Origin of the sequence: Acinetobacter sp. WCHAc060006, from assembly GCF_004209135.1 — a bacterium.
Lineage (GTDB): Bacteria > Pseudomonadota > Gammaproteobacteria > Pseudomonadales > Moraxellaceae > Acinetobacter > Acinetobacter cumulans.
Window position 1 is genome coordinate 137,677 of sequence record NZ_SGSS01000001.1, and the last position, 23,987, is coordinate 161,663.

The 23,987-nt window shown below is 38.8% G+C and carries 21 protein-coding genes; 15 read left to right on the forward strand and 6 right to left on the reverse strand.

Features of this window, described 5'->3' with window-relative positions; genetic code table 11:
• Positions 1-90: 90 nt before the first annotated feature.
• The gene (locus EXE29_RS00665; RefSeq protein WP_228198691.1) at positions 91-675 is read left to right on the forward strand and encodes a DedA family protein; all 585 of its coding nucleotides are present in this window, start codon (positions 91-93) and stop codon (positions 673-675) included.
• 120 nt (positions 676-795) lie between these two features.
• Here the strand turns inward: EXE29_RS00665 and coq7 are convergent, their stop codons facing one another.
• Both coq7 and EXE29_RS00675 read right to left on the reverse strand, forming a co-directional pair.
• A complete protein-coding gene (gene coq7 / locus EXE29_RS00670) occupies positions 796-1,431 on the reverse strand; it encodes a 2-polyprenyl-3-methyl-6-methoxy-1,4-benzoquinone monooxygenase (protein ID WP_117007035.1) in 636 nt (211 codons plus the stop codon).
• Between the two features lie 3 nt (positions 1,432-1,434).
• Complete coding sequence (locus EXE29_RS00675) at positions 1,435-2,754, reverse strand: MFS transporter (RefSeq protein ID WP_120363644.1); 1,320 nt, start codon at positions 2,752-2,754, stop codon at positions 1,435-1,437.
• 182 nt (positions 2,755-2,936) lie between these two features.
• Between EXE29_RS00675 and EXE29_RS00680 the strand changes: the two genes are divergently transcribed.
• The 5 genes from EXE29_RS00680 (at position 2,937) to EXE29_RS00695 (ending at position 12,318) form a co-directional block, all read left to right on the forward strand.
• Positions 2,937-5,687, forward strand: coding sequence for an autotransporter assembly complex protein TamA (locus EXE29_RS00680; RefSeq protein WP_120363645.1), 2,751 nt, complete (start codon positions 2,937-2,939; stop codon positions 5,685-5,687).
• A 21-nt stretch (positions 5,688-5,708) separates the two neighbouring features.
• The gene (locus EXE29_RS00685; RefSeq protein ID WP_120363646.1) at positions 5,709-10,229 is read left to right on the forward strand and encodes a translocation/assembly module TamB domain-containing protein; all 4,521 of its coding nucleotides are present in this window, start codon (positions 5,709-5,711) and stop codon (positions 10,227-10,229) included.
• Between the two features lie 267 nt (positions 10,230-10,496).
• Positions 10,497-10,682: a hypothetical protein gene (locus EXE29_RS17665; RefSeq protein ID WP_228198692.1), complete on the forward strand. Its 186-nt coding sequence runs from the start codon at positions 10,497-10,499 to the stop codon at positions 10,680-10,682.
• A gap of 39 nt (positions 10,683-10,721) precedes the next feature.
• A complete protein-coding gene (locus EXE29_RS00690; RefSeq protein WP_228198693.1) occupies positions 10,722-11,258 on the forward strand; it encodes a hypothetical protein in 537 nt (178 codons plus the stop codon).
• Positions 11,259-11,271: 13 nt separating this feature from the next.
• Entirely contained in the window at positions 11,272-12,318 is a 1,047-nt protein-coding gene (locus tag EXE29_RS00695) for a linear amide C-N hydrolase (protein ID WP_120363647.1), read from the forward strand.
• An 80-nt stretch (positions 12,319-12,398) separates the two neighbouring features.
• On the opposite strand, the gene xseB is transcribed toward EXE29_RS00695, so the two are convergent.
• A complete protein-coding gene (gene xseB, locus EXE29_RS00700; protein ID WP_120363648.1) occupies positions 12,399-12,593 on the reverse strand; it encodes an exodeoxyribonuclease VII small subunit in 195 nt (64 codons plus the stop codon).
• Positions 12,590-13,867 carry an exodeoxyribonuclease VII large subunit gene (gene xseA / locus EXE29_RS00705; RefSeq protein ID WP_120363649.1) on the reverse strand — a complete coding sequence of 426 codons (1,278 nt, stop codon included), beginning with the start codon at positions 13,865-13,867 and terminating at the stop codon, positions 12,590-12,592. The genes xseB and xseA overlap by 4 nt, the downstream gene beginning before the upstream one ends.
• 629 nt (positions 13,868-14,496) lie before the next feature.
• Here xseA and EXE29_RS00710 point away from each other — a divergent pair.
• The 4 genes from EXE29_RS00710 (at position 14,497) to EXE29_RS00725 (ending at position 16,900) form a co-directional block, all read left to right on the forward strand.
• The gene (locus tag EXE29_RS00710; protein WP_120363650.1) at positions 14,497-14,856 is read left to right on the forward strand and encodes a roadblock/LC7 domain-containing protein; all 360 of its coding nucleotides are present in this window, start codon (positions 14,497-14,499) and stop codon (positions 14,854-14,856) included.
• A 68-nt stretch (positions 14,857-14,924) separates the two neighbouring features.
• On the forward strand, positions 14,925-15,905 hold the full coding sequence (locus tag EXE29_RS00715) for a hypothetical protein (RefSeq protein ID WP_120363651.1): 981 nt from the start codon (positions 14,925-14,927) through the stop codon (positions 15,903-15,905).
• 9 nt (positions 15,906-15,914) lie between these two features.
• Positions 15,915-16,454: a GTP-binding protein gene (locus tag EXE29_RS00720; RefSeq protein WP_106984852.1), complete on the forward strand. Its 540-nt coding sequence runs from the start codon at positions 15,915-15,917 to the stop codon at positions 16,452-16,454.
• A gap of 17 nt (positions 16,455-16,471) precedes the next feature.
• Positions 16,472-16,900 (forward strand): roadblock/LC7 domain-containing protein, encoded by a 429-nt coding sequence (locus EXE29_RS00725; protein WP_106984851.1) that lies wholly within the window; start codon positions 16,472-16,474, stop codon positions 16,898-16,900.
• 172 nt (positions 16,901-17,072) lie between these two features.
• Here the strand turns inward: EXE29_RS00725 and EXE29_RS00730 are convergent, their stop codons facing one another.
• Together EXE29_RS00730 and EXE29_RS00735 are read right to left on the reverse strand one after the other, a co-directional pair.
• Positions 17,073-18,368 (reverse strand): Y-family DNA polymerase, encoded by a 1,296-nt coding sequence (locus EXE29_RS00730; protein ID WP_117007110.1) that lies wholly within the window; start codon positions 18,366-18,368, stop codon positions 17,073-17,075.
• Positions 18,369-18,384: 16 nt separating this feature from the next.
• Positions 18,385-19,014 carry a LexA family protein gene (locus EXE29_RS00735; protein WP_106984849.1) on the reverse strand — a complete coding sequence of 210 codons (630 nt, stop codon included), beginning with the start codon at positions 19,012-19,014 and terminating at the stop codon, positions 18,385-18,387.
• A 290-nt stretch (positions 19,015-19,304) separates the two neighbouring features.
• Between EXE29_RS00735 and EXE29_RS00740 the strand changes: the two genes are divergently transcribed.
• The 5 genes from EXE29_RS00740 to EXE29_RS00760 all read left to right on the forward strand — a co-directional run bounded on the left by EXE29_RS00740 (position 19,305) and on the right by EXE29_RS00760 (position 23,927).
• Positions 19,305-19,508, forward strand: a complete 204-nt coding sequence (locus EXE29_RS00740) for a hypothetical protein (RefSeq protein WP_106984848.1) — start codon at positions 19,305-19,307, stop codon at positions 19,506-19,508.
• A gap of 106 nt (positions 19,509-19,614) precedes the next feature.
• Positions 19,615-20,046, forward strand: coding sequence for an I78 family peptidase inhibitor (locus EXE29_RS00745; protein ID WP_106984847.1), 432 nt, complete (start codon positions 19,615-19,617; stop codon positions 20,044-20,046).
• Positions 20,047-20,158: 112 nt separating this feature from the next.
• Positions 20,159-20,518 (forward strand): hypothetical protein, encoded by a 360-nt coding sequence (locus EXE29_RS00750; protein ID WP_106984846.1) that lies wholly within the window; start codon positions 20,159-20,161, stop codon positions 20,516-20,518.
• Positions 20,519-20,721: 203 nt separating this feature from the next.
• Positions 20,722-20,991, forward strand: coding sequence for a hypothetical protein (locus tag EXE29_RS00755; protein ID WP_117007113.1), 270 nt, complete (start codon positions 20,722-20,724; stop codon positions 20,989-20,991).
• 296 nt (positions 20,992-21,287) lie between these two features.
• Positions 21,288-23,927: a bifunctional aconitate hydratase 2/2-methylisocitrate dehydratase gene (locus EXE29_RS00760; RefSeq protein WP_120363652.1), complete on the forward strand. Its 2,640-nt coding sequence runs from the start codon at positions 21,288-21,290 to the stop codon at positions 23,925-23,927.
• Positions 23,928-23,987 lie beyond the last annotated feature (60 nt).

Here is a 23,987-nt window from a genome sequence, read left to right on the forward strand (position 1 = left end):
CATAGCAGATCATTTGAGTCTGTAAAACAGCAGTCATGCTAGATTCAGTGCTAAGATAGAAAAAATAATAATCATCAAGTTGTTGGCTGTATGAATTGGACTGAGCTCATTCAGCATTATGGCTATTGGGCCATATTTGCAGGAACTTTGTTTGAAGTCGAAACAGTACTTATGCTGGGTGCTTATGCAGTGCATCAGCATTTACTTAATTTTTGGCTATTACTTTCGGTTGCTATGCTTGGAAGCTTTATTGGTGATCAATTTTATTATCAATTGGGCGCACGCTATGGGCAAAAAATGCTTGAATCTCAGCAAGAGTTTGCCAAAAAATTTCAACGTGCCAGCCAATTTATCGATCGTTATCCAATTTTAACTATTCTGGGTATGCGCTTTGCGTGGGGACTTAGAACAGTATTGCCGATCGCCGTAGGCATAAAAGCTTATCCAATTTGGAAATATGTACTCATTAACATTGTGGCCTGCTTCATTTGGGCATGGGTAGTGATTAGTGCTGGAGTACACATCACGCATGCCTTACATGTATTTTGGCAGTACATATTGCCTTATGACGATGAGCTTTATACGATTGTTGCTGTGATTGCTTGTATTGGGCTTGCGCGGTTGGTGTATGGCTATCGAAAAAAAGCTATTGAACAAAGTTCTAAACATAAATAAAAGATAGACTCTGCGAAGTTTTAATTATTGATAGTGAAAAGCTATGTGCTTAATTTAAATACTAGATTTTAAATTGATAAAGCCCGCAGATTAGCGGGCTTTTTGAATCTTATGTATGGCTTAAATAAAATAACTGGTTTTGGTCATGAGCTTTGAAATGGCCGTCATGGTGATTTTAACAGGTGCTGGAAGGTCAACACCGCCTGCATTAAGCGCCGTATCGCGATGGTGCAATTCATCAATGTTCATTTGATTTAAAATTTGATATGAGCGCTGATCTTGTACAGGTAGCTGACTCATGTGGTGTTCTAGATGCATGCTCACTTGACGTTCTGTTTCAGCGACAAAGCCCAAGCTATATTTATCGCCCGCAATACCTGCTAAAGCACCCATACCAAAAGACAGACCATACCATACAGGGTTTAGTAAGCTGGTATGGCTATCCAGTTCTTTGAGTCGATCTTCACACCATGCTAAATGATCTTGCTCTTCAATGGCTGCTTGTTGCATTTCACGACGTACATTGGGTAACTTTGCAGTGAGCGCTTGGCCATGATAAAGCGCTTGTGCGCATACTTCGCCACTATGGTTGACACGCATTAAGCCTGCAACATGGCGAGCTTCACTCACAGCCAACTGTGTGTTGGTTCCATTGGCAGGGTTCTCACGTTGCGCAGAAGTGCTTCCAGGAACTAAACTGCGTAGCGCTTGGTCAAAAGAATGGATGAATTTGTCTAGACCGGTGTATTGACGCATGAATTAATCCTCCAACGAGACGTGCGCAGTTTTAAGCATAGGTTTTAAACGCAGGACGAGCCAAATAGAGAAAATAGCACTCAACACTGCGGTTATGCAGAAAAGTATTTTAATATCAATCTTCAATATACTTAAGATGATAATTGAAAATATAGCAGAAGATACCATGAAAACAGCATTTAATATGTTGTTTGCCGCTACGATGCGCGCACGATGTGAGCGAGGTGAATAGGCTTGCATCATGGCATAGAGTGGCACAATATAAAAACCACCACTGATACCAAGTAAAGTCACTGCAAACATCACATTATAATAACTCCAGCCCCCTTGGAATACATCACTGAGGCTGAGTAGCGCACCAGTACGCTCTGGTACAAAAGTAAGGCTGGCTGCTAAATATAAAGCGAATACTGTAAGACCAATGGCACCTAATGGGACCATTTTAATATTGACTTCTGTACCACCAATTTTACGACACAATAATGAGCCTACACCAATACCAACAGAAAAGAAGGTCAGTAATAAACTCACGACATTTTCAGATGCATGTAAATTTTGCTGCGTCAGCTGTGGAATTTGGGTGAGGTAGGTTGCACCATAAAACCAATACCATGAGTTGCCTAATAAAATCGTAAAAATTAAAGGCAGGCTTTTGGCATAGCGCAAGGTTTGACCACTGGTACGAAAGAAATTCCAGTCAATGTCTATATTGGGTGAGGTGACTTGCTGTTTTAAAATAAAGCGACTTGATAAATAGCCTAAGCAAGCAATTGTGATTACCGTGAGGCTAATCCATAGTAAATTGCCTTGCGATAGGGAAATCACCGCACCACCCAAAATCATCCCGATCAAGATGGCCATAGATGTGCCTGATTGGAATAGTGCATTGCCTGACATAAGCTCTTGTGGCTTAAGGATTTCAGGCAAAATAGCGTATTTGATGGGCCCAAAGAAGGTGGAATGTGTGCCCATTAAAAACAGTGCGCACAATAATAGCCATAAATTGCCTAATAAAAAGCCTGCAGTCCCCAAGAGCATAATCAAAATTTCAGCAATTTTAAGCATTCGAACAAGCTGTGAACGCTCGTACTTATCTGCAAGCTGTCCAGCCGTCGCAGAGAAGATGAAGTAGGGTAAAATAAACAGTAAGGCTGCTAAGTTATTTAAAGTACTAATACTTGCTGTTTGTTGTTGAATCCATCCATAAGTGATAACGAGAAGTAAGGCTTGCTTATAAACATTATCATTTAATGCCCCAAAAAATTGGGTGAGAAACATGGGTAGGAAACGACGGCTACTGAGTAAATGTTCACTGTTCTTCATATGATATGTGCTACATAAAGTTTTATTAAGAAATGTGAGTGTTTAGTAAAACAGCGAAGAAAATCATGTAAGATACTTTAAAGCCTAGGAAAATGGATCAATTCCATTGAAATTCAGTTCTTGAATTTAACTTCAATGGGGTTAAAGATCTATTTCATAAACACGTATGTTTAGAGTTCGCTATGCCAGAAAAAATAAATTTTAAAAAGACCACACTTAATTTAAGTATAAGTCATTTGACACTCGGGCATCATAACAACAAACGTTTGTGTTTAAGTATCTTTTTAACATTGTTTGCGCAGCACGTAATGGCTCAAACAGTTGAAGAACATACGCCTGTCGCCGATGCAACTCAAGTGGAAATGGTGAATGCATTAAAGGCTGAAGCCAGTCAACAAGGTGTTTCTGAGGAAGAACTTCGTCAAAAAGTTGAACAGCAGTTGACTCAGCCAGCTTCTGCTGACAGCGTACAAATGTTACAAGAACAACAAAATTCTCAGACCCCTATTGAGGCGTTTAAACCGATTGAGTTTGATGATTTAGAAAATTTGCCAGTTGAACCAATTGATCAACAGCTTGCAAATGAAATCTTTAAAGTTGCAGAAGAGGCGAAACAGTCTGCTCAGAACTATAGAGCAACACAAAATAATGAAGTTGCAGTTGCAGATATCACCCAACAAGAACTGCAAGAAATTAACCAAGCTCCAGTCAATGTAGATGTATTAATGCAATCTATCCGTGCGGATAGCGACATTGCGATTCAAGAAAATCAAACGGGTCGTGAGCTGGTGGTGGGTTTAGATAATCAAGAAGCTGTTGACGATAAGCAACCCAATTTCTTTAAGCGATTATTATATAAAGTGCGCCCGCCACGCCAAATGAATACAGCGAAAGTGCCACGGATTACTGCAGATGTTGTTTTGGTGTCTTCACAAAATGAAAGCAATGTCTCAAATAAAGATTATGCGGAAGCATTAGAAAACTTAAAAGCCAATATTAAAGGTAAGTTGTCGAGTTTTACGCAAGAATCGTTCAGCGACTTTCCTTCCGCTTTACCTCAGCTACGTGCGTTGTCAATTCAGGCTTCACAGGCTGTGGGTTTTTATAATTCTGAGTTTAAATTTGAGAAAACTAGTAATTCTCGTGTTCGCGTACTTGTTACACCAAATAGCCCTGTAGTCATTCAACAGCAAAATGTTGAGTTTACAGGCCCTGGGGCGAATCAAGCACAGTTCAAAGTGATTGGTGTATTGCCAGATCAAGAAGAAGGTGGTGTGTTTAATCATGGCTTATATGAAAACACTAAAGTTCGTATAGATAATGCAGCATCTAATAACGGCTATTTTGACTCATATTGGCGTTTGCATGATGTGAAGGTTGCGCAGCCACAAAATACTGCCGATATTAACTTGCGCTTTGAAACAGGTGAGCGTTATAAGTTGGGTGATGTCGAATTTAGAATGAGCGACCCAACTAAACCATTCCCTTTGAATGAGAAAATTTTACGTAGTTTAGTGACATGGCAAGAAGGTGCGGATTATGCTTTTTGGCGTGTAAATGGCTTAGCCAATAACCTAACCAACTCACGTTACTTTAACTACACTTTGGTGGATGCAGTCCGTCCAGATCCAATAGAAAAAGAGCTAGACTTACCGCCAGATTTACAAAAGTTAGTCGATCAAAATAAACTGTCAGCAGATGATTTAGCAGTACAAGATAAAAAAGCGGTAGCTTCAGATCATGAAGTCACACAGCATGTAGTCAATGAAGATCAATTTGCAGGTGTGAAAGACCCAGAGCAAAAAGCGAGCCTACGCAGTTTGGCGGAGCAACAAGAGCAAAAAGATAACGAGCAAGATGTATTAAAAGATAAAGCACGTGAAAGCAAAGTTGTTCCTGTGATTGTCACTTTAAATGCTGACAAGCTAAATAGTGCAGAAATGGGTGCTGGTTTTGGTACAGATACGGGTGTTCGTTTACGTGGGCAATATCGCCGTGCAATTGTAAATGAACATGGACATTCATTTGATGCCAATATGGAGCTGTCACAAATTCGACAGTCTTTAGATGGTCGTTATAACATCCCTTATAAACACCCACTGAATGATTACATTAGCCTAGTAGGCGGTTATGAGCGTGAAGAGCGTGATAATGTCGGTGGTGATGTTAACTTGTTAATTGAATCCGCAGTTGCAGGTGCTGACCGAATTATTAAAAACCCACGTGGCCAATGGCAACAAACCTATGGTCTGCGCTATCGTTTAGACCGTATTACAGAAAATGGTTTAGCTGCTGTCGATATTGATAAAATACCTGAAGCCTTTTTAGTAAATGCCAATAGCCAGCAACAATCATTACTGATGGGTTATGAAGTGTCTAGAACAGATACGGACAAACGTGTAAACCCAACGGTTGGCTTTAAGCAGACTTATAAAGTCGAGCTAGGTTCCGAAAAATTATTGACCGATGCCGACATGGCAATCGTGAATGCAGGTTGGCGTTTTATTTACTCTTTAGGTGAAAATGACAACCATCAATTTGTGGGTCGTGCCGATGCAGGTTATATTTTTACTAAAGATTTTAGTAAAGTGCCCTATAACTTACGCTACTTTACAGGTGGCGATCAAACCATTCGTGGATTTGACTACAAGAGCTTAGCTGCATCTGAGTCGGGCTACAAAATTGGTGGTCAAGCATTGGCGGTCGGTTCTTTAGAATATAACTATCAATTTAAAGATGGTTGGCGTGCGGCAATTTTTAGTGATGCAGGCAATGCCTATGACAAAGATTTTAATACCAAAACCGCTTATAGCGCAGGTTTAGGTATTCGCTGGGCATCACCAATTGGGCCAATTCGTATTGATGTTGCATCAGGTTTATCTGATGATAATCACCCAATACGAATTCATTTCTTCATTGGCTCACAATTATAAAATACGGTAATAGAGAGAGTTATGGCTGATCAAGAACAGCAGCAAGAAAACAATAATCTACCAGAAGAAAGTGTACCCAAGCGACGCCGTATTTTTAGAAGTGTCTTGCTTACACTTGGCTTTATTATTGTATCGCTCGTGGCTGCCTTAGCTGTGATGTTTTCTACAGACAAGGGCAGTAAGTTTTTGCTCGACCGTGTTTTAGAGCGCCAACAAATTATTCAGTATGAATATGAAGGTGGTAATTTATGGCGAGGCATTATTTTACGTAATGTATTGGTGAGCCTAAAACCTGTTGACGTCAAAATTGATCGTGCTGATGTAAAATTAGGCTGGCGTGCAATTTTAAATAAAGAAATTCACTTAAGTCATGCTGATGTTCGGAATCTACAGATCATCACTAAACTCCCACCAAGTGATACACCTTTTAGCTATAGTGATATTCGTTTGCCATTTGTATTACGTGTAGATGATGCAGATGTAGACTATATGCTCATTAAAACCCATTCAGCAGGCGTAGATTTTTATGATATTCATTTAAATGATGCCTTGTGGTCAGGTACAAAGCTGGAGTTTAAAGACTCGCGTGTTGATATGGGCTATTTAGCCGTACGTAGTGCAACGGGTTCAATGGACTTTACAGGTCGTTATCCAATTCACGCAGATGCTGTGGTGAATTTACCTTCATTACGTGAAAGCTTAAATATTCATGATATTAACGTTGCAGCTCGGGGTACTTTAGAAAGTATTCAGGCGGGTGTGGCAACCAATACGCCAGACTTACTGACGGGTTGGGCAGTTGTACGTCCAATGGATCATCACGTGCCAATGAAAGGTGTATTAAAGTTTAAAAACTACAATTGGCCACTCTTAACAGACTTCAAGCTACATTCTAAAAAAGGTGTGGCAGAGTTTCAGGGCAATATCGATCGTTTAGACTTAAATGTCAGAACGGATCTGAAAGGAAAAGATCTACCTGAAGGCCAGTACAGTGCCATCATGCATACCGATTTGATTCATCAACTAAATATTGACGACTTAAATGCACAGTTAATGCAAGGTGCTGTGAGCGCTGCTGGTGTGGTGAGTTGGAAGGATCATGTCACTTGGGATATTCGTGGTGCATTATCCAAAATTAATCCTAAAGATAAATTAATTCCACAAGTGGTACAGGACTTTTTACCACCAAGTCTAGACGGCAAAATAGGCTCTAAGGGTACACTAGAAAATGGTCTGCATTTAACAGCTTTGGTTGACTTTGATAAATACGAAACATGGAATCTAAAGTTAGATCAAAATCCAGTTAAAAATGATAAACCACAGCCAATGCTGATGAATGTGTCTTGGAAGAATATTGATCGCGCTGTGCCTTATGTTGGATGGTTAAGTAGTGCTTCTGGTGATGCGAAATTAGCATTGGTTGAAGGTCAGCAAAATATTTTTGTTGCAACAGCTGTGTCCGCACATGATAAAGGCATGCTTCCTGCAGGCCAGTATCAGGCTCAATTAAACCTCAAAAATAACAATTTGAATGTGCCAAGCTTTAGCTATATTGCACAGCAAGGCGCACTTAAAGGCAGTGCCGTGGTTCAGCTTCCAGATGACAAGCGCATGCTGAAGTGGAACGCACAGCTTTATGCAGATCATTTTAATCCGCAGAGTATTGCTGCTGCCGCACCTATCGATGTTTTAAATGGTCAAGTAAAAGCCAATGGTTATGCCAAGCCAAATCAGCAAATTATTCACTTAGATGCAGTTGATTTAACTGGGCGTTTAGTGGGTCAAAAAGATACTGTTCGTTTGACAGGTAAGAGCACAGCAGCCTTACTTTTCCAAGATGCTAAACAAGGCGGTGCGTTTAAAAGCTTTGCTGTGCAATATGATGGCGGTTTAACCGCAAGTCAGTTAGCAGCCAGCCAAGGTGTATTAAAGTTAAATGTAGCAGGCACACCTGAGTTAATTAAAATTTCAGAGTTACGCCATGATGGTGTCGCTGGCAAAATTTTGGCCAATGGGGTTTTAAACCTTAAAGATGGTTTGGCTTGGAATGTGAATGCCTCATTGGTACGTTTTAAACCGCATTATTTTGCATCGAATGTGCGTGGCGAATTATCAGGTAATGTAAAAACACAGGGCCAATGGTCAGATCGTTTGAAACGCGTGCAGTTAGACGGTTTGAATTTGGCGGGTGTAATTAATGACAAGCCTATACGTGGTAAAGGTAACCTAGCTATTGTGGTTAATTCAAATCAAAGTGGATTATTGCCACAGCAGTTTGAAGCCAATAATTTGTACTTGGCGTATGCAAGTAACCAGATACAAGCCACAGGTAATGCACAAAACTTAAGGCTTAAAGTCAATGCGCCAGCTTTATATGAAATTTACCCAGGTTTAAGAGGTCGGGCATACGGCTATTTAAATATGCAAGTGCAACCTCGACTACAAGCCTCTGCAAACTTAGCGATTGATAATTTCGGTTTAAATAACCTGTTTAGCATTCAAAAAGTACGCATACAGGGACAATTGCCAACATCGCAAAGTGTTCCGTCATTGTTGACCGCAACTTTAGACAACTTACGCAGTGGTAACCGTGGTATTTCGAAGGCCTCACTGTCACTGGCAGGTACACGTAATGCACATGTGCTCAAAGCAAATGCAGAAAATAAAATTACTAAATTTGGCGTACAGTTTGCAGGCGGATTTAATGCGCAAAATAACTGGCTAGGCCAAATCCAAAAAGGTGATTTCGACTCACTGCGTACTCGTCTTGTACAACGTCAAAATGCTTCGATTATTTATAATACAGCACAGTCGGATGTTTTTATTGGCGCACATTGTTGGATGAGTCAGCAAAGTGAGTTGTGTTTTGATCAACCTATTCGTGTTAATCCCAACCGTGGCAATGTGTCATTTACTACGCGTAACGTGGACTTAAATGACTTTGCGGCCTTCATGCCCGACGGTTTAGCGCTGACAGGTAAGGTCAATGGTTATGCCAAAGCCTCATGGGCAAAAGGTGCAAAACCTAAAATTGATGCACGTTTACTCACGCGCGACGGGGTAATGGGCTTGGCTGCAGAAGATCCGCAGTATCTTGGCTCAACCATGAAATACGATGAAGTGGCGTTGGTACTCAAAAGCGTTGCACAAGGTTTACAGCTTCGATTAGATGTAAAAGCCCCTGATATTGGTACAGGTTATGCCAATGTGGTGATTGATCCTTATAAAGAGTCCAAACCAATGAACGGTGAGATTGCCTTTAATCAAGTGCAATTGAAAATTTTGAAACCGTTTATTCAAGATGTGCGCGCGTTAGGGGGCACCATCTCGTATGCGGGTAAAATCAGAGGAACACTGACATCGCCATTATTAGAAGGTGAAGCACGTATTAAAGATGGTTCAATCAGTATGATTTCTTTACCTGTGAACCTAACCAATATTCAGTTGTATTCTGCCATTCGCCAAAACAATGCTTCAATTAACGGTGCATTTAATAGTGGACGTGGTGTTGGTAAATTAACAGGTAGTGTGGATTGGAAAGATGAACCACGGGTACAGCTCAGCTTAAAAGGCAGTGATCTGCTTATACGCCAAGCACCACTGATTACGGCCCAAGTCACACCAGACTTAAATTTAGATGTTTACCCATTTAAAAAACGTTTAACTCTGAATGGTACGGTTGAAGTACCGCGTGCACTTATTTCAATGCCTGAGTCTTCAGTGCCTGTTACGGCTGTTTCATCTGACGTTCGTATTGTGCATGAAGGCGATAATCAGCTCGAAATTTTAAAATCAGCACGCCCTTGGGATATCCGTGCTGACCTTAGTGTAAGCTTGGGCAATCAAGTGATTTTCCAAGGTTTTGATAGTCGTATTCCATTAATTGGTCGCTTGAATTTATCACAACGTGGTTTAGAAACAGCGATGCGTGCCAATGGTGCAATTGGTGTATCTAAACGTGTGAAAATTGAAGCTTATGGTCAAAGCCTAGATTTGAATCGTGCGATTGCTCGTTTCAATGGCCCATTGTCTAATCCAACCTTAGATGTGGATGCCAATAAAACTATTCAGAGCAGTACTGTGGGCGTACGTGTAACAGGAACTGCAACAAGTCCGAGTATTCAAGTGTATAACGATGCTGGCTTATCTGAACAAGAAGCGATGAATGCATTAATTACGGGACGTATTAATGAAGGCGCGACAGGCTTAAGTCAAACTGAGAGCTTTAAGTCCGATGTAAACAATACCATTGCAGCTGCAGGTATTAGTATGGGCTTGGGCGGTACACGTGCCTTAACCAATCAGATTGGTCGTACATTTGGTCTAAGTGGTTTAGCATTAGATGCACAAGGTACAGGTGATGATACCCAGGTATCTGTAACGGGTTATATTACGCCAGACTTGTTTATTCGTTATGGCGTAGGTGTATTTACTCCAGTCAATAAATTGACATTGCGTTATCAAATGAACCAACGCCTGTATTTAGAAGCAAGCCAATCTTTAGAACGCGCAATAGACGTATTTTATAACTGGCGTTTCTAATCTTGTTTGTTCTGTAGAAGTAAAAATATCCGCCTAAATTTAAAACCATTTAGGCGGTTTTTTATTACGGTGCATTTTAAATGGCGCAAACAATTAAATCATGCGACATTTATTTATATTGAGCGGGTTAAATTTACTAAAGTGTTTTTTAGTATGTAATGATAAAGATATACGGTTATAAATCTAGCTGAAGAGGTTGGTACAATTTAATAGTAGAAACTGATAAAAGTATGCTAAAAAAGAAATAGAACACATCAGGATAATAAAATGTACTTAAAAACTTTAATAAATTTTACGGTGGGTTTAGCGCTAGTAGCGAGTCAATCAGCAATTGCAAATGAGATTTCGGATACATTTAAAGGAAAAACGAAACTCAATTTGAATCTTTATGTTTTTGCCGCGGATATCGATGGCGATATTAGCAAAGGTCCTATTTCCTATGAGGTTGAATAGCCTTTTAAAGAGACGTTAAAAGAGTTAGATAAATCCTATATGGCACATTTGGATTTGAGTAAAGGCAAATGGGGGATTTATGCAGATCGTCAATATGTAAAAACTTCTCAAGATAAACAGGTTTTGCATGTTCCTTTGGCTTTAGCGACTAAGTTGGATCAAAGTAGCTACGGTATTTATTATCAGGCCTATGTTTCCCCTGAGCAAACCAAAGATCAATACGCTAAATTCATTGTTGAGCCCACTATAGGTATGCATCATACAGATGCCAGTGCAACACTTGGTGCTTTAAATCATAAGATTCAAGCTTCTACAGACTGGGATGAATTCTTTTGGGGTGCACGATTTAAATATAACCTCGATTCTGCGTGGAATTTTGCTTCAGAAATCACTTTTGGGGTTGAAGATACCCGTTCTGTACAAGCTTATGTCGGTTACCGCATTCCTGTATTTAACCGACATTTGAATATACGTGGGGGCTATCGTTATTTTGAGCAAGATTATACAAGTGGTGATTTCAAGTGGGATATTAAAGAACACGGACCAGTCGTCGGCATAAATTTACCAATTTTTTAAATAGAGGCGTTTCATGAATAAAGCATTACAAAAAGTGTTATTCGCAGCAGGATTGATGTTTGCTGCTGAAATGGCTTCGGCATGTACGCGTGTTATTTTTCAGGGCAATAATGAGATTATGACAGCCCGCTCAATGGATTGGAAAAGTGATGTCGGCACAAACCTATGGATTTTACCCAGTGAGGTTAAGCGTAGTGGTTTGGCTGGTCCAAAATCTGTGCAATGGACGTCTAAATACGGCAGTGTGGTTGCAACAGGCTACGATATTGCCACGACTGATGGCGTCAATGAAAAAGGCCTCATGGCAAATTTATTGTGGTTAGTAGAGTCTGAATATCCTGCAGTGCAAAAAAATACCAAAGCAACTTTAAGTATTTCACTATGGGCTCAATATGTATTGGATAATTTTAGCTCGGTAGATGAAGCGATCAAGTTTTTAGAAAAAGAACCGTTTGTAGTCGTATCAGACCACGTGCCAGGTGAAAATCGCTTAGCGACGTTACATTTATCAATTTCAGATGCAACAGGCGACAGTGCCATTATTGAATATATTAATGGCAAGCAGGTCATTCATCATAACCGCAAGTATCAAGTGATGACCAATTCACCTACCTTTGACCAGCAACTGGCGCTCAATACATATTGGCAACAAATTGGTGGCACCACCATGCTACCAGGAACAAACCGCGCAGCTGATCGTTTTGCTCGTGCATCGTTCTACACCAATGCCATTCCAAAAAATGCAGATCAAAAACATTCTTTGGCAGGTGTATTTAGCGTGATTCGAAATGCTTCAGTACCTTTTGGCTTAAATACAGAAGAAGAGCCGAATATTTCATCTACTCGCTGGCGAACAGTTGTAGACCATAAGCGTGGTTTGTATTTCTTTGAGTCGGCTGTTTCGCCTAATGTGTTTTGGGTGGATTTAAAAGATATCAACTTTAAAGATGGTCAAGCCAAGAAGTTGGAGTTGGGTGCAGATCAGGCCAAAGTATATGCTGGTAAAGCCAATGATTCATTTAAAGTGACTAAACCATTTGAGTTTTTAGGCGCTCGTTAATCTAAGCAAAATAGATTTAAAAAAAAGTAATCCTAGGATTACTTTTTTATTTTGCAGTGTATCTACGCCGTATACATACTTTATTCTTTGAAAGTTTCATTGAGTGCATTTTGCACAGCGTCAACTCGAGATTTACAAGCTTTATAGGCTTGCATAGATTCCTCAACAATTTTCATCAAATTATCAATATCTGGTTCTTGTTGCGATTCTAGCAATTCAGCATTTTTCTTTAAAACGTCGTAGCCTTGTTTAAAGTTGATGGATTCATTACTCATGGTAATACTCCCGTATGCGGGTGAATATGGATCAGTTTGGCATCTAAAATGCCATCCTGAAGTTCAATTTGGATAGGTTGAGAGGTCTTTAGCTTTTGCACATGACGAATGCTGTGACCATCTTGACGCACAACAGCAAAGCCTTTGGAAAGTACTGTGCGTGGGTTTTGTAGTAACGCTTCACGCATTAAAGCTTCTACTTGATGTTTGGCAAATTTCAGTTGCTGATTGGCATAGTTTTCAGTCAGTCCAATGAGCTGCGTGAGCTGCTTGGAGGCATCTTGTAGCTGGTTTTGTGCAAGGGTTTGAATCAGGGTTAAGAGTTTGTCATTTTGACTTTGATACACGCTAATTTGCTGTTGTGACATGAGCTGGATGCTTTGCAAATAGTCGCTGACTTCCTGTACACGTTCCACAATATGATTTCGGATACCTGCGATGACTTTACTTGGCGTATCAAAAGAACGGTGCGCGATTTCATCTAAAATTGTACGGTCTTTTTCATGACCGATGCCGACCCAAATAGGAACGCTACGCTTACAAAGTAAAGCCGCTAAGTCATAGTCATTTAAATAGGCTAGATCATTGACTGCACCACCACCACGAATAATCACAATGAGGTCTGGGGCGGTATCATATTGGTTTGCCCATTGTCTTAAACCTAAGGCCAAGGCATCTCGAATACTTTGCGCCGCTGTATTGCCTTGAAACGTCGCATAATGATAAATAAATTGGCACACTTTGGCATTGGACAGTGCATCTGCATCTTTTTTAAAGTCACCCAAGCCTGCTGCTTTTTCTGGAGCAATAACCAACACACGTTGAATATCAAAAGGGGATGCTAAACGTATATTACGTTCGATTAAGCCTTCTTCTGTTAATTTTACTAAGATTTGCTGGTAGCGTTTGGCTAAATCACCTAACGTAAAGCTAGAGTCAATTTCTTCTACATTCACAGAAAAGCCGTACTGTGGATCAAATCGGGCACGTACTTTAATAAGCACATTCAAATCACGACTGAGTTCAATACCACTTTCTTTTTCAAATGTGCCGACGATTTTTGACGCCGTAAATTTCCATATTGTCGCTTTACAGCTGGCAATGACTTTGTCACTGTCAGGGTCTTTTTCTGCCAGTTCTAAATAGTAATGACCACCTTTAATATTTAGATTACGAATCTCCGCCTTGACCCATACAGCATCATCAAAAGCCAGTTTGATGACGTTTTGAACGGCTGATAGATATTCACTCAGTGAAAGTTGTGAGTCGTTCATTAATTAATAGAGTATAAATTATGCAAAATGTTAACAAATTATAAGTTTTTTTTAGGGGGAAAAACATGAATTTTGTATAAAATATTTAAGTAGTTCATAAACTGAGTGAATCTAAATTATTGTGGGCCTCACGAGATGAAAAAAATTAAATATGCATGTAAAATAATCATATATTTGATTTTTTTTAATTTAACCATTTAAATAACGAAAAATAATTGAAAAAATCACTGTAAATTATTATTAATTATTGTTTTTTCTTTCACTATTTTGATAGTTATTGCCAATTGGTTTGCTGTTTTTTGTAAAGATAAGCTAAATATAAAAATATATTTATTAAAAAATAGAAAATAAAAAATGGCTTAAAATTCTACAAATTTTGATTAAAAAATCGATTTTTCAGCGTTATTTTTTGCTTTTTTTAGTATTTTTTCTTATGTTTATATTTGTTTTGTTAATTAATTATTGAGTTTTTCTATATTTAGTTATTATTTTTGGATGATTTTAATTGATCTAATTTGCCAGTGAACGATAGGTTGTTTGATGATATTTTTTTAATGCAGTAATTTATTTTTTAAATATTATCAAAATATAATATAAAGTATATAATATAAAGTCAGGGGGAGTACAGCATGGCCAAAGTATCATTAGATTCTTTGCTTGAAATTGATGGTTTTATCGCGAGTGCGCTTGTGGATAGTGAGAGTGGTTTAGCTCTTGCTACACAAGGTAATAATACAATTGATTTAGAGCTTGCGGCAGCAGGTAATACAGAAGTAATTCGTTCAAAACGAAAAGTATCTAAAGCATTGAATTTGAATGATTCGATTGAGGATATTTTAATCACGTTGGGTAAGCAGTATCACTTAATCCGTCCATTGGATTCAAATGAAGCATTATTTCTTTACTTAGTGTTAGATCGAAGTAAAGCTAACTTGGCTATGGCACGTCATGAGTTAAAGCATTTCGAGAAAGAGCTTGATTTTTCTTAATTGAAATAAAGGTTATTGCACCTAGCAATAACCTTTTTAATTTTTAACCAATATGATTGTCTAAAATTATGGCTAAATCAGTTTATGTTTCAATATTCGGTTTAAGTCTTTCGACGATTAATGATTTAAAAAATATTATTTATAATAAATTTTCTAGCCAGTTTGATATTTGTTGGACACCTATTTCAGATGATAGGTTGCAAATTTTATTAATAAATGATGATTTTTCAGATATTGATTATGTTGAAAAAATAAATAAATCGAATGTAAAAATTTTAAAATTAAAGAAAAATGAAAAATTATCAGGTGAACTTGTTAATAATACACTATATTTACCCATAAATTCATCACAGATATTGAATGAATGGATTAGTAATGCGTTAGATGATATTCATGAAACTTATTATAATAATAAAAAGTCATGCAATATTTTTCCAGAAAATGCTGATATTTCGAATACCATTAAGCATCAAATTCTTACGTCTGCTTTTTTGCAAGTTACGCAAGAATATTCAGGGATTAGTCATTTTGTTATTGAAAATAATGACAAAATAATCGCCTGTTTTGATTTGAAAAATAGGGAGTTTTATCAACATCCAGAACTGACCAGTATTACGGGGCAAGATCTATCAATTGTACCGGCAAACCTTAATATTATTGTTAAGTTTAAGAAAAATTTTCAATATAAAGAACTAAATACTGGAATTTGGCAATTTATTTGGGATCATTCCCCGTCAGATTTACCTGAATATTATGGTGCATATCGTTTACATCATTGGCCACAACCTGAGCTAGATCAGCAACGTCATGTAGTATTAAAAATTTCTGCTTATTTTAGCCGAGGATGTACGGTGCAATATATTGAGCAAAAAACCAGTATTAATGCAACATTGATCAATCGCTACCTATTTGCATGTCACATTGCTCAAATTGTAGAAGAAATTCCTGAAAAAGATTCATTGGGTCAAATTACGACGCCTTTAGAAATTCAGGAAGTAAGTAAGGTGCGTGGTTTTTTTAACAGCTTGCGTAAAAAGCTAGGGTTATAGTGGAATAAAATGATTTTACATCAATACAAAATAGTCTTTGCAGGGACAATGGGTGCGGGGAAAAGTGAGGCAATTAAGTCATTATCCAGCGTTGGCGTTGTATCCACGGAAGCAATTAATACAGATACTCAGTCTCACACTAAAATGTTTACTACAGTCGGAATCGACTATGGTGAATTAATCTTAGATGATGGAACGAAAGTAGGGTTATATGGTACGCCAGGCCAAGAACGCTTTGATTTTATTTGGAGTGAGATTTGCAAAGGGGCTTTAGGTACAATTATTTTAATAGATCATAGCACTGAGAATCCAATCAAAGAGCTTGATTTTTATTTAAATTATTTTAAAACTGTTTCTGAAAATATTATTATTGGTATAACGCATTTAGATGTGAAAACAGCTTATAACACATCTATTTATAGAGATTGGGAAAAAAGTCAAATAGATACAAAATATCCGCTATTCTTTATTGACGCCCGTGAAAAAAATGATGTGCTTTTACTCATTGAAGCATTGATTGCCAATGCAGAAGTTCAATTTTCAATTTAATTATTTAAGGTAAAAGTATGTTAGCACATCAATTGAATCGTCAAGCGCCAGAGGCACTTGTAGAATATGCTCACGAGCATCTTAATGCATTGCTCAGAGATATTTCGGAAGTTGAATTTACTATGCTGTGCTCTACAGATGGGTTTGAGCTTAGTTCAGCATCTAAGAAGAAGATTGAGAATGCCGGTAAATTGGCCGCTGTAAGTAGTTCTATCCTAGCTATGGTACAGGCTTTTATGGGCGAGATAAATTTGGAAGGTTGTCAAAGCTTAACTTTGGACGCCAATAATGGCAAAGTCGTATTAACAGCTATTCCAAATGCTAAATACCCAATGGTATTGGTCGTACTAACCTCAAAGCATGTGCTTTTAGGTCAGCTACTGTATTCCATCAAGAAAATTGTTGAGGCGATCACGAAAAAAACCGAAATCATCAATCATGGTTAATGCCTTTTTGTTGTGCAGATCTTTTTTAAATGTGCTGATCCTTTTTTAATGCTGTAAATTTCTAGGTTGTGATTGTACAGTTGGTAATCATCTTGTCGCGGTTAGGTTCTATTTCTACTTGTTTTAAATAGACATGACCGCGCTTGATACAACTGAGGAATTTCTATATAGCCTATTTCACCCTTAAGAGTTCATTCCAGTTACTTAAATAGGCGGGCGAGCACATATTTTTTTTCATTCGCCATGTGGCTGCATCGTCTTGAGGTAGCCCTATAGAAACAAAGTGATGGCCAAATTTTTTTTGAATATGATCGAGTGTATCGGAGAGTTTGGAGCGACTTTGACGCTGCGCAAGATCACAAAATAAGTCGGGTACAAAATTTTGCTTGGCTTGTAGTTGCAATAAAACGACGCCTGCTTTTTTATATTTAAATCCAGCTTTATAAATTGTCTCAACGGCATACGTTGCTGCTTGTGTGATGCTGAGTAAATCATCGGTGTGTTCATTGAGCGTAATGGCGGTATAAGGTGCATATTTTTCGTTATTACCAAAACGTCCTGTCTGAATAAATACACCCACCATACGGCATAAAGACTGATCTGCTCTTAAACGCGTGACAGCACGGGCAATATAAAGCCGTATAGATGCTTTAATGTCTTCAAGTGCATAAACTGGCTGTCCATACGAGCGACTGCTAATAATTTGATATTTACATGGTGCGTCTTGCTCAATGTCTATACAGGCTATACCTTGCAGTTCACGTACAGTTTTTTCCATCATCACACTAAATAAGCGACGCATGTCCTTTGGGTTAGTTTCAATTAAATCCAATACACTGAAAATATTTATCTGGTTTAATGATTTGTGGTGATTGCGCCCAATTCCCCAAACTTCATTTACAGGCATTTGGGCCAGTAGTTGTTCTGAGGCGCAAGGATCCATTGTGACTAAATTGCAAACCCCATTTAAGTATGTATTTTGCTTTGCAATATGATTGGCTATTTTTGCTTCAGTTTTTGAGCGTCCAATACCAATACAGCAGGGAATACCTAGCCATTGATTGACGGTTTGAATAATTTTGCGTGCATAGTCCGTTAAATCAAATAAATTTTGATAACTGGTGAAATCTAAAAAGCATTCATCAATTGAATAAATTTCCCGCTCTTCGTCGTTTACAAATTGCCCTAGGATATTCATAAAGCGTTTTGACATTTCGGTGTATAAACCGTAATTGCTCGAAAGTACTTGTACATTGTGCTGTTGTATTAAGTCTTGAATTTGATATACAGGCACCGCCATTTTAATGCCTAAAGCTTTGGCTTCGGCGCTACGCGATACCACACAACCATCGTTGTTTGAGAGAACAACAACAGGCACATTATTTAATTTGGGATTAAAAACACGTTCACAGCTGACGTAACAATTGTTCACGTCGACTAACGCAAATATTTTATTTTCGGCTTTCATAGCAATGCTCTATATTTTACAAACGCTTATAGAGCTGCTTAAGATTAAATGTCACCACACCCTGAATGCTAATAGTTTGCGAGTCTTCTGGAATGATATGTTCATAAGCAGGATTTTCTGCTTTTAACCACATTTCAGGCAAGACTTTATTGGCATCGCCAAAGATATCGGCAATTTCATCTTTAGACATTTTTGCGCTAATCATCAGGCGTTTTAGTGTAATTTCACGGTTATCAATCAGTGCAACCACAATATCGCCATGCTTGGCTTCTAAACTACGGTCAACCAAAAAGGTGTCATTAATTTCAAAGCCTGCATGAAGGAGTGATTCACTATCTACATGTGCAATAAAGGTTGCTAATGGATTAATCACCAAATAATCATTTAAGTCTAAGGCTTTTTCAAAGACATCTTTATTGGCAAAAGCAGGCCCTGCAGGAATTCGCTCGAGTGCAACAGGAAGTTGAATATGCGAGTTTCGCTTGATGGCTTGCACATTGAGATTCGAGTGTAAAAATGCATCTGAAATATCTTGCTGTTCAAGCAAGGCATTAATAGTCGGACTGGGTTTGCCATTGTCGCCCATGAGGTGTTGTAAGGACGACCACGCTTGGTCCGAAAAATAAATCGGCAGCTTTTTTGACATATTTGCTCCTACGCTACAAGGCGTGTTTGAAGGAAATCTACTTTTTAGCATAAGGGTTGCGTGGTTCAATTTTCAAATTTAAAAAGCTTTAAAAATCAGTAGCACGTCAATTTAGGACGTTTAAAATGGAAGAGCTTGATGCTAAGCATGCGCTTGTATTTGGTTTTAAGACTGGATTTAAGATGAGAATAATCAATAGTAAAGTGAAAATGCAGATTGAAAATCAATAAAACCATACTAAAAGTATGTGTATATTGAAAGAATATGATTTCTCATTTGAGTATAAGACGATGTCAACTAAATTTACGCTAAGATTTGCCATGATTTTGCTATTTGTTTTGGTGTTTACAGCAATTGCGATTCATTTTTTCTTTAACCCAGGTGCGACAGTCATTCTTTGGATTTTTGCAATGCCAATGATTTTAGGTGTACCAATTTTATCTTCAGTGGTTTTAGCGACTAACGAAGAACTTGATATTCATTCGGTCAATTAAGTATTTTGTTTTAAGCGCTTTTTATATTTTCGTGTGGCTTTGCAATAAAGCAGTTTTCGCTTTGAAATAACTGTTAATTTAAAGGCTAATCATGAAGGAAAGACCAATGAAAAATATGATTTGGATGAGTTTGATGGTGGTTGGGCTCGCAGGTTGTGCGACTCATAATAGTCAAAGCACAGTGCCAAAAGTGGGGATGGCTAATCCTGCAAGTCAATACTGTGTGGATCAAGGTGGAAAGCTTGAAATACGTAATGAAACGAATGGTCAGGTTGGATATTGCCATTTAGCCAATGGGCGGGTAGTAGAAGAATGGGCATTGTTCCGTGCAAGTCAGGCCAATTGTTCTGCTGAAGAGGCGAAGCGTTTGGTTGGACAATCGAATTTATCTAAAGATCAAATTAAAGTGCTCACAAAATCTCAAATTGTCAGAATGGTTCAACCCGGACAACCTGTAACAATGGATTATCGTGCAGAGCGTGTAACGGTTACAGTCGATCCAAGTAGCAAAAAAATTACTGCTGCAAGTTGTGGTTAAGTCAAATTGTTCAAAAAGCCCGTAAGGGCTTTTTGTTTGTTTAGAATGCTCTCATTATTTACATGACAAAAGCCGAGCGATCTTTTATATTGCCTGTCGTAAGGAGAAATTCATGAAAAAGTTACTCGCTTTATCTGTTTTGGTGGCTTTGGTTGGTTGTGCCGAAAAGAAACCATTAACACCTGAAGAGCAATGGCATGGTTATTGTCGTAGTGTGGGTAATGCTGCACGTACTGTAATGTTAGATCGTCAAAATGCGATTGAAAAAGACAAAGCAGTAGAACATGCTTCAAAAATTGAAGATGAAACTACGAAAAAGTTTCTGATCAGTATTATTGACGAAGTGTATGCCTTGCCTGAAGATGCGATCAAAAATGATGTAGAAGCATCACGCGAAAAAATCCGAGCTGAATTTACAGCCAAATGTATTGCAACGCCACATGACGAAATGCCAGATTACAAACCATTTTAAGCATGTAGCTTGATAAAAAAACCGTTCATATTTGAACGGTTTTTTTATGGGCATCTATTTTTTTATGGATAGACAGGAATACTTATAAATAGCCTAAGCAGAATGTGATCACAAATTGACACAAAACCTATTTCTAAAATATAGAAAAGCTTATCTTTTTAATGAATAATGATTTTGAAGATCCGCATTAAAAGGAGTAGCAAATGGATGTTGTTGGCTATATGAACCATGCAGATTTACTTTTGGAAGATGAACAGGGCCTTGTCATTATTGGTGGCGTAAATTATGTGCTGAGCATTGGGGACAAGGTTTATTTTAAGCATAATATTATGCAGGGAACATCGCGTTGCGAAGTCGATATTTCGTTCGCAAGTAATCAGCACTGCGGTAGATTTGAAGACCAGTGTCAGGTGAAATTCAGTGGCAGTCGTACAGAATTAAACCAATATATTTCGGCAACTACAGTACACTAAGGTGGAATATCCAATCTTAAAAAATATAGGCAACATTTAGTTGCCTTTTTTTATGGGGTGAATTCCACTTCAAAGTTAATTTGTGAGTGAAAAGCATGCAATAAGTGTTGAATTTGATTGTAGATTAAGCAAAATCGATACCATTTATTTACAAAATAACGGGCATCACAAAGAAACACTTTACTTGCATTAACTTTTAACTGGAATTTTAGTAAAATTTAGCAGTCCATATTACTTGTGAAGCTTTTATAAAGCAGGAATTCGCGAGTAATTTTTTAAAAAAGAGGAATAACACTGTGCTAGAAGCTTACCGCCAACACGTTGAAGAACGTGCCGCACTCGGAGTCCCACCGAAGCCACTTGATGACGCTCAAACAGCTGCATTAGTTGAATTATTAAAAAATCCACCAGCTGGCGAAGAAGCATTCTTAGTTGATTTGCTTGAAAACCGTGTTCCTGCAGGTGTTGACCAAGCTGCTTACGTTAAGGCTGCTTTCTTAGCTGCTTTGGCAAAAGGTGAAGCGACTTCTCCACTTGTAACTAAAGAACGTGCGGTTTACCTACTAGGTACTATGCTTGGTGGTTATAACGTTGCTCCTTTAGTTGCTCTTCTTGATGATGCAGAGCTTGCTGAATTAGCTGCTGACGCACTTAAGAAAACTCTTCTTGTATTTGATGCGTTCCACGACGTTGCTGATAAAGCAAAAGCGGGCAATGCGAATGCACAAGCAGTTATGCAATCTTGGGCTGACGCTGAATGGTTCACTAGCCGTAAAGACGTTCCTGAAGAAATCAAACTTACAGTTTTCAAAGTAACTGGCGAAACTAACACAGACGACTTGTCACCTGCACAAGACGCGTGGAGCCGTCCAGACATTCCGTTACACGCTAACGCAATGCTTAAAAACGTACGTGACGGTATTAACCCAGAAGTTCCTGGTGAAGTTGGTCCGCTTAACCAAATCAAAGACCTTATTGCGAAAGGCAACCAAGTTGCTTACGTAGGTGACGTTGTTGGTACTGGTTCTTCTCGTAAGTCAGCAACTAACTCTGTACTTTGGTTCTTCGGTGACGAAATTGCTCACATCCCGAACAAGAAAGAAGGCGGTTACTGCTTAGGTTCTAAAATCGCTCCGATTTTCTTCAACACAATGGAAGATGCTGGTGCATTGCCAGTAGAAATCGATGTTCAAAACATGAACATGGGCGACGAAATCGTTCTTAAGATCGATCACGCTGCTGCTAAAGTAACTGCGTTCAAAGATGGCGCTCAAATCGCTGAATCTGAACTTAAAACTCCAGTTCTTCTAGACGAAGTACGTGCTGGTGGCCGTATCAACCTTATCGTTGGTCGTGGTTTAACAACTAAAGCTCGTGAAGCGCTAGGTCTTGCACCTTCAACTTTATTCCGTACTCCAGTTCAACCTGCAGCTACTGGTAAAGGCTTCACTCAAGCTCAAAAAATGGTTGGTCGCGCTTGTGGTCTTCCTGAAGGTCAAGGTGTACTTCCAGGTACTTACTGTGAACCTAAGATGACGACTGTTGGTTCGCAAGATACAACTGGTCCAATGACTCGTGACGAACTTAAAGACTTAGCTTGCCTAGGCTTCTCTGCTGACCTAGTTATGCAATCTTTCTGTCACACAGCTGCGTATCCAAAACCAGTTGACGTTCAAATGCAACACTCGCTTCCTGATTTCATCATGAACCGTGGTGGTGTATCACTACGTCCAGGTGACGGTATTATCCACTCTTGGTTAAACCGTATGCTTCTTCCAGATACAGTAGGTACTGGCGGTGACTCGCATACTCGTTTCCCAATTGGTATTTCATTCCCAGCGGGTTCTGGTCTTGTAGCATTTGCTGCTGCAACTGGTGTTATGCCACTAGACATGCCTGAGTCTGTTCTTGTTAAGTTCAAAGGTAAAATGCAACCTGGTATCACTCTACGTGACCTAGTACATGCAATTCCTTACGTTGCGATTCAGCAAGGTGACTTAACTGTAGAGAAAAAAGGTAAGAAGAACATCTTCTCTGGCCGTATCCTTGAGATCGACCTTACAGAAATGGAAACTGACCTTACTGTTGAGCAAGCGTTCGAACTTTCTGACGCATCTGCTGAACGTTCTGCAGCTGGCTGTTCAATCACACTTTCTGAAGAGAAAGTTGCTGAATACCTTCGTTCGAACATCACTATGCTTAAGTGGATGATCTCTGAAGGTTATGGCGATGCGCGTACTATGGCTCGTCGTGTAGAGAACATGGAAAAATGGTTGGCTAACCCATCACTTCTTAAAGCTGATGCTGACGCTGAATACACTAAAGTGTACGAAATCGACCTTTCTACAATCACTGAACCAGTTCTTTGCTGCCCGAATGACCCAGATGACGCTAAATTGCTTTCTGACGTTCAAGGCGTGAAAATTGACGAAGTATTCGTTGGTTCATGTATGACTAACATCGGTCACTTCCGTGCAGCTGGTAAACTTCTAGACAAAGTTCCTGGTGGTTCTTTATCTACTCGTCTATGGTTGGCTCCTCCAACTCGTATGGACGAACGTCAATTGATGGAAGAAGGTTTCTACAACATTTATGGTAAAGCTGGCGCTCGTACAGAAATGCCAGGTTGTTCATTATGTATGGGTAACCAAGCGCGCGTAGCACCGAACACTACATGTGTATCGACTTCTACTCGTAACTTCCCGAACCGTTTAGGTCAAGGCGCTAACGTTTACTTAGCTTCTGCTGAACTTGCATCTGTTGCTGCTGTACTTGGTAAATTACCAACTCCAGAAGAATACCAACAATATGCAGCTCAAATTGATAGCATGTCTGCTGACATCTACCAATACTTAAGTTTCGACAAAATGGAAACTTATACTGACGCTTCTAAAGAAGTTGATACGAAGAAAATTGCTGCTGCTCAATTGTCTTAATTGATTAAGTAGAATAGAAAATCCCACTTTCGAGTGGGATTTTCTTTGTTAGTGTGTAAA

Bases quoted from the DNA above. Each gene is read 5' to 3' on its own strand.
- EXE29_RS00675 (WP_120363644.1), bottom strand. From the start codon at position 2,754: ATGAAGAACAGTGAACATTTACTCAGTAGCCGTCGTTTCCTACCCATG.
- coq7 (WP_117007035.1), bottom strand. From the start codon at position 1,431: ATGCGTCAATACACCGGTCTAGACAAATTCATCCATTCTTTTGACCAA.
- EXE29_RS17665 (WP_228198692.1), top strand. From the start codon at position 10,497: ATGTACTTAAAAACTTTAATAAATTTTACGGTGGGTTTAGCGCTAGTA.
- EXE29_RS00720 (WP_106984852.1), top strand. From the start codon at position 15,915: ATGATTTTACATCAATACAAAATAGTCTTTGCAGGGACAATGGGTGCG.
- EXE29_RS00710 (WP_120363650.1), top strand. From the start codon at position 14,497: ATGGCCAAAGTATCATTAGATTCTTTGCTTGAAATTGATGGTTTTATC.
- EXE29_RS00690 (WP_228198693.1), top strand. From the start codon at position 10,722: ATGGCACATTTGGATTTGAGTAAAGGCAAATGGGGGATTTATGCAGAT.
- EXE29_RS00740 (WP_106984848.1), top strand. From the start codon at position 19,305: ATGTCAACTAAATTTACGCTAAGATTTGCCATGATTTTGCTATTTGTT.
- EXE29_RS00755 (WP_117007113.1), top strand. From the start codon at position 20,722: ATGGATGTTGTTGGCTATATGAACCATGCAGATTTACTTTTGGAAGAT.
- EXE29_RS00665 (WP_228198691.1), top strand. From the start codon at position 91: ATGAATTGGACTGAGCTCATTCAGCATTATGGCTATTGGGCCATATTT.
- EXE29_RS00730 (WP_117007110.1), bottom strand. From the start codon at position 18,368: ATGAAAGCCGAAAATAAAATATTTGCGTTAGTCGACGTGAACAATTGT.
- xseB (WP_120363648.1), bottom strand. From the start codon at position 12,593: ATGAGTAATGAATCCATCAACTTTAAACAAGGCTACGACGTTTTAAAG.
- EXE29_RS00750 (WP_106984846.1), top strand. From the start codon at position 20,159: ATGAAAAAGTTACTCGCTTTATCTGTTTTGGTGGCTTTGGTTGGTTGT.
- EXE29_RS00685 (WP_120363646.1), top strand. From the start codon at position 5,709: ATGGCTGATCAAGAACAGCAGCAAGAAAACAATAATCTACCAGAAGAA.
- EXE29_RS00745 (WP_106984847.1), top strand. From the start codon at position 19,615: ATGAAAAATATGATTTGGATGAGTTTGATGGTGGTTGGGCTCGCAGGT.
- xseA (WP_120363649.1), bottom strand. From the start codon at position 13,867: ATGAACGACTCACAACTTTCACTGAGTGAATATCTATCAGCCGTTCAA.
- EXE29_RS00680 (WP_120363645.1), top strand. From the start codon at position 2,937: ATGCCAGAAAAAATAAATTTTAAAAAGACCACACTTAATTTAAGTATA.
- EXE29_RS00715 (WP_120363651.1), top strand. From the start codon at position 14,925: ATGGCTAAATCAGTTTATGTTTCAATATTCGGTTTAAGTCTTTCGACG.
- EXE29_RS00695 (WP_120363647.1), top strand. From the start codon at position 11,272: ATGAATAAAGCATTACAAAAAGTGTTATTCGCAGCAGGATTGATGTTT.
- EXE29_RS00735 (WP_106984849.1), bottom strand. From the start codon at position 19,014: ATGTCAAAAAAGCTGCCGATTTATTTTTCGGACCAAGCGTGGTCGTCC.
- EXE29_RS00725 (WP_106984851.1), top strand. From the start codon at position 16,472: ATGTTAGCACATCAATTGAATCGTCAAGCGCCAGAGGCACTTGTAGAA.